6 protein-coding genes are annotated in these 7516 nt (G+C 72.1%); 5 read left to right on the top strand and 1 reads right to left on the bottom strand.

Features of this window, described 5'->3' with window-relative positions; genetic code table 11:
- Window positions 1–2: 2 nt before the first annotated feature.
- Window positions 3–917, bottom strand: a complete 915-nt coding sequence (locus Q0R13_RS13035) for a transglutaminase family protein (protein WP_293904554.1) — start codon at window positions 915–917, stop codon at window positions 3–5.
- Between the two features lie 104 nt (window positions 918–1021).
- On the opposite strand from Q0R13_RS13035, the gene Q0R13_RS13040 reads away from it, so the two are divergent.
- From Q0R13_RS13040 to Q0R13_RS13060, 5 genes are all read left to right on the top strand, one after another.
- Window positions 1022–1714: an N-formylglutamate amidohydrolase gene (locus Q0R13_RS13040; protein WP_293904556.1), complete on the top strand. Its 693-nt coding sequence runs from the start codon at window positions 1022–1024 to the stop codon at window positions 1712–1714.
- 498 nt (window positions 1715–2212) lie between these two features.
- Window positions 2213–3622: an amidase gene (locus Q0R13_RS13045; RefSeq protein WP_293904558.1), complete on the top strand. Its 1410-nt coding sequence runs from the start codon at window positions 2213–2215 to the stop codon at window positions 3620–3622.
- A 4-nt stretch (window positions 3623–3626) separates the two neighbouring features.
- Window positions 3627–5675 carry a prolyl oligopeptidase family serine peptidase gene (locus Q0R13_RS13050; RefSeq protein WP_293904560.1) on the top strand — a complete coding sequence of 683 codons (2049 nt, stop codon included), beginning with the start codon at window positions 3627–3629 and terminating at the stop codon, window positions 5673–5675.
- A gap of 49 nt (window positions 5676–5724) precedes the next feature.
- On the top strand, window positions 5725–6288 hold the full coding sequence (locus Q0R13_RS13055; protein WP_293904562.1) for a hypothetical protein: 564 nt from the start codon (window positions 5725–5727) through the stop codon (window positions 6286–6288).
- 334 nt (window positions 6289–6622) lie between these two features.
- Window positions 6623–7516: beta-ketoacyl synthase N-terminal-like domain-containing protein (locus Q0R13_RS13060; protein WP_293904564.1), on the top strand; the 894-nt coding region annotated here is incomplete at its 3' end.

Here is a 7516-nt window from a genome sequence, read left to right on the forward strand (position 1 = left end):
GGCTAACGCAACTGCGCAACTCTCACGATGGACGCCGGTTGCGTCGAAGATGCGGCCTTGACGTCGACTTCGACCTCCATGGCCAGGAAATCGGATTTCAGGCCCGACCATGCCCCATGCAAGGGCAGCGCCGCCCGCGGATCGACCACATCGGCGACCCGCAGCAGGTCGTGATTGCCGACGATCCCGTTGGTGGGGTCGAAGTCGGTCCAGCCGCAATCGGGCAGGTAGACCCGGGTCCAGGCGTGGCTGTGGCCGCCGCCCCGGCGCCCGGACTTGCCCGATCCGGAATAGACGTAGCCGGAGGTGAAGCGCGCCGCGAGACCCAGGCTGCGCGCCGCCTCGGCCATCAGCACCGCGAAGTCGCGGCAGCTTCCGGTCCCCAGCGCCAGGGTCTCGGCCGGCGTCTGCGGCGGGCCATGCAGGCGCGTGCCGTAGGTGAAGCCGCCGCGGATCGCATGGGTCATGTCCGACAGCACGGTCGACAGGCGCGTGCGGCCTACCGGCCGCACGAACCGCCGCGCCCAGGCTTCCAGCTCGCCATGGTCGGGGTGCCGCCGCGCGATGGCCCGCGCCAAGTCCGGCGCCTCGTCGGGCGCATAGGCAAAGGCGCCTGCGCCGATGGCGATGCGCTCGCCCTCCAGTTCGAAGGCGACGCCCGGGGTGTGGTCGACCACCACGCGGCTCTCGAACTGCAGCCGCTCGGAGCGCGTGTCGAACCGCGCCACCGCCACCACGCCCCCGCTCGCCGCCTGCACATGCCGCAGCAGCGAGGGCTCCGGGCCGATCTCCAGCGTCGCCGAGATCACCCGCTGGTCGAAGCTTTCCAGCGGCCGGTACATCACGCGATGCTCGCCGAACGCCACCGGGTTGCGGTAGCGGTAGGTCGTCCGATGGCGGATGGAGACGACAGGCATTGCAGCGAAGCTCCGTCGATTCCGACGCCGGGTCCAAGGGCCTCTTCGACGCCGCTGAGCCTGCGGCCGCCGTTGTTACGAAAACGGGCGCCGATTCACCCTTTTTGCTCCTCGGGGACCATGCCGGACGCGGCATGCCGTCGCGGTTGGCCGACCTGGGCCTCTCGGGCCCCGACCTGACCCGCCATATCGCCTGGGACATCGGGGTCGCGGGCCTCGGCCGCCGCCTGGCGCAGACCCTGGACGCCCCGTTCATCGCCCAGCGCTATTCGCGCCTGGTGATCGACTGCAACCGCGATCCGGCCCGCGCCGATTCCATGCCGCAGGTCAGCGACGGCTCGGCGATCCCCGGCAACGCCGACCTGACAGCCGCCGAGCGCGCGGCCCGCATCGCCCAGGTCTTCTCGCCCTACCACGCCCGGATCGCCGCCGAGCTCGACGCCCGCGCGGCCCGCGGCCTGCGCACGATCGTGGTGGCGCTGCATTCCTTCACCCCGGTCATGGCCGGCGTCGCCCGCCCGTGGCGGTTCGGCATCCTGCACCTGGGCGCCTGCCCCTTCTCCGACGCCATGCTGGCCCGCCTGCGCGCCGAGTCCGACGCCCCCGACGTCGGCGACAACGAGCCCTACCAGATGGACGAGGTCGACTTCACCGTCCCCCATCACGCGATCGGCCGGGGGCTGGACTACGTGGAACTGGAGGTTCGCCAGGACCTGATGGCCGACGACGCGGGCGAAGCGGCGGTCGCCGAACGCCTGGCGCGGGTGCTCCCGGCGGCGCTCAGCGACCTCACCTGACTCCCTTCCTCTCCCGCGGCGCGCCACGGCGTTCACACATCTCTGAATTCGGTGGATTTGATCGGCGCCTGGCCCGGCCCCTTGCGGCGAGGAGGTATGGATGGCGTAACGCCATCCCCCACGCGGTGTCATCCCGGTTTGGGCAAAGCCCAAGACCGGGATCCACGATCGTCACGGGCGGCCGTTTCGCCGCGCCGCCGCCGCGCAAGACGGGATGGCGAATGCGCCCGGTCGTGGGTCCCGGTCTTCGCCTGGCGGCGAAACCGGGATGACACTCTTTGGTGGGTCGCGGCGGGTGCGGCGCGACGACGTGTGGCCAGCATGTAGAAGGGTTTACGGCCAGCCTTGGCGGGATCGGTGAATCCTTCAACCGGCGGCGGGGGAGAGGAAAACGCCCCCGCGAGACCCCCGCCGCGGTGAGGCGGGCGTACGGAGTTGACGCGCGGGATGCGCCGGCCCCTACCCTGTGGCCTGCTGGCAAGAGTCGGGATCCCCAACATGTCGTCGACGGAAATCTGGCGCTGGTCGGCTGTGGAAACCGCCGAGGCGATCCGCGCCGGCCGGGCCACCTCGGAAGCCGTGGTCGGGGCCCACATCGCGCGGCTGCACGCCGCCAACCCCGCCCTCAACGCCGTCGTCGTCGACCTGACCGGCCCGGCCCTGGAGGCCGCCCGCGCCGCCGACCGCGCCCAGGCGGCGGGCGCGGCCCTGGGCGCGCTGCACGGCGTCCCGGTCACCGTGAAGATTAACGTCGACGTCGAGGGCCAGGCCAACTCCAACGGCGTGCCCGGCCTCAGCCACGTCATCGCGCCTGGCGACGCCCCGGTGGTCGCCAACCTGAAGGGCGCGGGCGGCATCATCCTGGGCCTCACCAACACCCCGGAGTTCTCGCTGAGGGGGTTCACCGACAACCCGCTGCACGGCCAGACCCTGAACCCCTGGGACCCGACCATCACCTGCGGCGGCTCGTCGGGCGGCGCCGGGGCCTCGGTGGCGGCCGGCATCGGGGCCATCGCCCACGGCAACGACATCGGCGGCTCGCTGCGCTGGCCGGCCTTCTGCTGCGGCGTCTCGACCATCAAGCCCACGCTGGGCCGCGTCCCCGCCTTCAACCCCAGCGCCGCCGCCGAGCGCCCGCCGATGGCCCAGCTGATGTCCGTCCAGGGGCCGATCTGCCGCGAGGTGGCCGATGTCCGCCTGGCCCTGGAGGTGATGAGCCGCCGCGACGTCCGCGACCCCTGGTGGGTCCCGGCCCCGCTCCACGGCCCGGCGGTCCCCCGCCGTGCCGCCAAGGCGAAGATCCCCGCCGACATGGTCTGCGACCCCGAAGTCCTGGCCCGCCTGGACGCGGCCGCCGGCTACCTGGCCGACGCCGGCTACGAGGTGGCCGAGGTCGACGTTCCCGACATCACCGCCACCTTCAAGCTGTGGGTCGACCTGATCTCCACCGAGATCGATACGGTGCAGGCCGAGCAGATGCGGGCCCTGGGCAGCCCGCCCTTCATCGGCGCCCTGGAGGGCATCCTCCACATCGCCGACATCCTGGACGCCGCCGGCTACATGCGGGCCGTGGCCTTCCGCGCCCGCCTGCTGCGCGAGTGGCTGCTGTTCCTGGAGACCTGGCCGGTGGTCCTGGCGCCGGTCTCGGTCAAGCCCACCCCGGCTTTCGACGCCGACCTCAGGGGCGACGCCGCGGTCCGCACGCTGTTCGAGAATGACCTGCGCTTCAACGCCGCCATCAGCGTGCTGGGCCTGCCCGTCGCCACCACCCCCATCGGCTTCGCGGCCGGCGCGCCCGTCGGCTGCCAGCTCATCGGCTCGCGCTACCGCGAGGACGTCTGCCTCGATGCCGCCGCCGCCATCGAGGCCCGCGTCGGCATCCTCGCCCACCAGCTCTGGGACCGCTGAACCCATGATCAGAGTTTTCCACCGGGGCGCCGCCGCGCTCGCCCTCGCCTGTGCCATGACCGTCGCCGCGCGCGCCGCCGAACCGCCGCTCGACGACAGCGCCCGCGACATCCGCGACGTCCGCGAGGTCGCCCTATCGCCTGACGGCGCGCAGGCCGCCGCCGTGATCACCGCCTCCACCGCCGAGGGCGGCCAGACCCACCTGTGGCTGCTGGGGACCGACGGCCAGGCGGCGCGGCAGGTCACCGCCTCGACCGGCGACAAGGAGCCGGGCGAGCGGGCCGCCGCCTGGTCCGGCGACGGCGCCCACCTGTTCTTCCTGGCCAAGCGCGGCGAGGTCATGCGCCTGCACCGGCTGCCCATGGCCGGCGGCGAGGCCCAATCCCTGACCCTGGCGCGCTCCGCCAAGGGCGACCTCACCGCCGGCTGGAGCCGCAAGGCCGAGGACGTCGTCGACACCGCCGTCCGCGCCTATGAAGTGGCCCCGGACGATAAGCTCATCGCCGTCCTCGCCACCGACGGCGAGGCGGCCGACCGCGCCGCCCAGGTCAAGAAGAAGGACGACGCCGTCCGCTTCGGCCATGACGGGGTCGACAAGGTCCGGCTCTACCTGGTCCTGGCCGCGGGCGGCGAGGCGCGGGAGGTCGCCCTGCCCGACAACGTCCAGTCCGCCCGCTGGAACGCGGCGTCGGACGAGCTCGTGGTGGTGACCGCCCCCGACGACGAGGACCTGGCCTCGGCCGCGCGCCTGTGGCGGGTCAAGGCCGCCGACCCCGCCGCCGTCGAGCTGACCGGCGTGGCGACGACCGTGCGCCAGGCCGCCTGGACCGCCGCCGGCGTCGTCTACCTGGCGCAATGCGAGGAGGACGCCCCGCCCGGCTGCCTCGAGCTCTATGCCTATGACCCGGCCCGCCGCATGGCGCACGGCCTGACCCGCGGGCTGAAGGGCTCCCTGGCCGACAGCTTCGTTGTGGAGCGCGGCGGCAAGACCCTGGTGACCCCGGTGATGGCGGGCGTGGACCAGAAGCTGGCCCGCATCGACCTCGCCACCGGGGCCTTGACCTGGATCGAGGCCGCCCAGCCGGTGGTCTCCGCCGCCTGGACCAATCCGCGCGAGACCGGCTGGGTGCTGCTGGCCGGCGGCCCGACCCAGCCGCAGACGGCCTTCTTCGCCCCGAAGCTGGGCGCGCCTCTGGTGAAGCTGGCCGGGCCGGTGCTGGTCCCGTCCGAATGGCCGGCCACCCCCAGCCAGCGGGTCGAATGGACCAATGGCGCGATGACGCTGCAGGGCCTGCTCTACCTGCCCAAGGCCGTGACCGGCGTGCGCGTGCCCCTGGTGGTCAACGTCCACGGCGGGCCCACCGGCGTGTTCCAGGACCGCTACGCCAACCTGGTGAACCTGCTGGTGGCCCAGGGCTGGGCGGTCTTCCAGCCGAACCCGCGCGGCAGCCTGGGCTATGGCGCGGCCTTCTCGGCGGCCAACCGGAACGACCTCGGCGGCGGCGACTACACCGACATCATCAGCGGCGTGGACGCGGTGATCGCGCGATACCCGGTCGACGCCGCCCGCATGGCCCTGATCGGCTACAGCTACGGCGGCGAGATGGCCGGCTTCGTCGAGGGCCGCACCGACCGTTTCAAGGCCCTGGTCGCCGGCGCCCCGGTGATCGACCAGTTCAGCGAATACGGGACCGAGGATGGCTCGTTCTACGACCGCTGGTACTACGGCAAACCCTGGGAGCACTTCGCCGACGCCTGGCGCCAGAGCCCGCTGGCCCGGGTCGGCCACGCCAGGACGCCGCTCCTGCTGCTGCAGGGCGAAGACGACCCCACCGACCCGCTGGGCCAGTCCCAGGAGATGCGCCGCGCCATGGCCCAGGTCGGGGCGCCGGTCGTCCTGGTCACCTACCCCCGCGAGACCCACGCCACCCTCGGCCGCGCCTTCTCCGCCGGCCCCACCCGCGAACCCTGGCACGGCGTCGACCTGCGCCGCCGGATGATTGCCTTCATCGCCGACGCCTTCGCGGGGAAGGCCCCGGCGGCGGGGCGCTGATGGGCGCCCGCGACTTGACGGCGTCGCCGATATGTTCTAGTTTTGTTCCATGTCGTCCGATTTGGACATCGCCGCGCAACGCCTGTTGGGAGAGCTCGCAGAGCTCAGCCTCGCCGTGGCCCGCGACCTTGCGGCCGCGATCCACGAGAGCGACGACGACGGCCAGATGATGGGCCTGACCCAGGCCTTCGCGAAGGTCGGCCGCTGCCTGCGCATGTCCTTGGCGCTCGCGATGCGCCTTGGGCGGGGCGAAGCCCTGGCCCCGGCCGCTGGGAACCGCGATGACCGCGACCTCGAACTTGAGACCGAGCGCGACGAGTCCGACTTCATCGAGGAACGACCCGAACGCCTCGACGACCGCGAAAATCTGTTCGACCGCCTGCCGTCCGGCGACCTGGACGTTCAGATCGCCACCGTCGCCCGCGCCCTGGCCTCGGCGGCCGGGGCCCTGCCAGCGGCCCGCAACTACCGCGATCGCTGCAAGGCGCTCGTGACCGAGGCTTGCCGCCTCTCACGCATGGAGCCGGATGCGCCTTCGCCCGACGAGGCGTGGCGCGCCGCCGCCGGGGCCACCGACGTGGCCATCGCCGCACCCCGTGGCCCGCCCCATTGAGATCCTGAGCGTCATCTGACCCTTGAGCGTCATCCCGCGACGTGTTCGCGGGACCCATGGATCCACATCCCGGACAAATCGGATCAACCGCAGCCTCGCCGCTCGCGGCCCTTCGGCATGCCCGGCGTTCGATGCGCGGCATGGGTCCCGCGGACAGGCCGCGGGATGACGACGCTTGGAAGCCTGGTTAGGGCGGGACACGCCCAACGGAGGCCCGGCGTCAGCGCCCCTGAGCGATGGCGATCGACAGCCGATCCAATTCCCTCTGGACTGACCTAGGGTCGAGGGCGGATTTTCCGCTCGAAGGCCCCGCGCCAGCTCACGAGGAACGACCATGCCCGAAGCCTACATCATCGACGCCTGCCGCACCCCGCGCGGCATCGGCAAGGTTGGCAAGGGCGCGCTCGCCGACGAGCATCCCCAGCGCCTGGCCGCCCACGTCCTGGCCGCGCTCGCCAAGCGCAACGACCTCAACACCGCCGAAGTCGACGACGTGATCTGGGGCTGCTCGTCCCAGCGCGGCAAGCAGGGCAGCGACATGGGCCGCATGGCTGCCCTCGACGCCGGCTTCGACGTCCGCGCCTCGGGCGTCACCCTCGACCGCTTCTGCGGCTCGGGCATCACCTCGGTGAACCTGGCCGCCGCCCAGATCATGTCGGGTATGGAAGACCTGGTCATCGCCGGCGGCTGCGAGATGATGTCCTACACCGCCTCGTCGGCGCCGCCGCGCCAGCCCGGCGACGGCCCGCCGCTGATGGACGCCGGCAATGTCCACCTGCGCAAGCTGCACCCGCAGTCGCATCAGGGCATCTGCGCCGACGCCATCGCCACGCTTGAGGGGATTCCCCGGGAAGCCCTGGACGAGCTGGCCTATGTCAGCCAGCAGCGCGCCGACCACGCCATCAAGAACGGCTACTTCGACCGCGCCCTGGTGCCGGTCTATCACCTCGACGGCAGCCTCGCCCTCGACCGTGAGGAGTTTCCGCGTCCGCAGACCACCATGGAAGGCCTCGGAGCCCTCAAGCCCTCGTTCGAGGCCATGGCCAATGCGCCGCTGGACGACCAGGGCACCACCTTCGCGGGCCTGATCAACCAAGTCTATCCGGACCTGAAGATCCAGCACTTCCACCATGCCGGCAATTCCTCAGGCGTGGTGGACGGGGCGGCCGCGGTGCTGATGGCCTCGCCGGAGTATGCCCGCAAGAACGGCCTGAAGCCGCGCGCCCGG

The sequence above is a fragment of the Phenylobacterium sp. genome (assembly GCF_025351295.1).
Classification (GTDB): Bacteria; Pseudomonadota; Alphaproteobacteria; order Caulobacterales; family Caulobacteraceae; genus Phenylobacterium.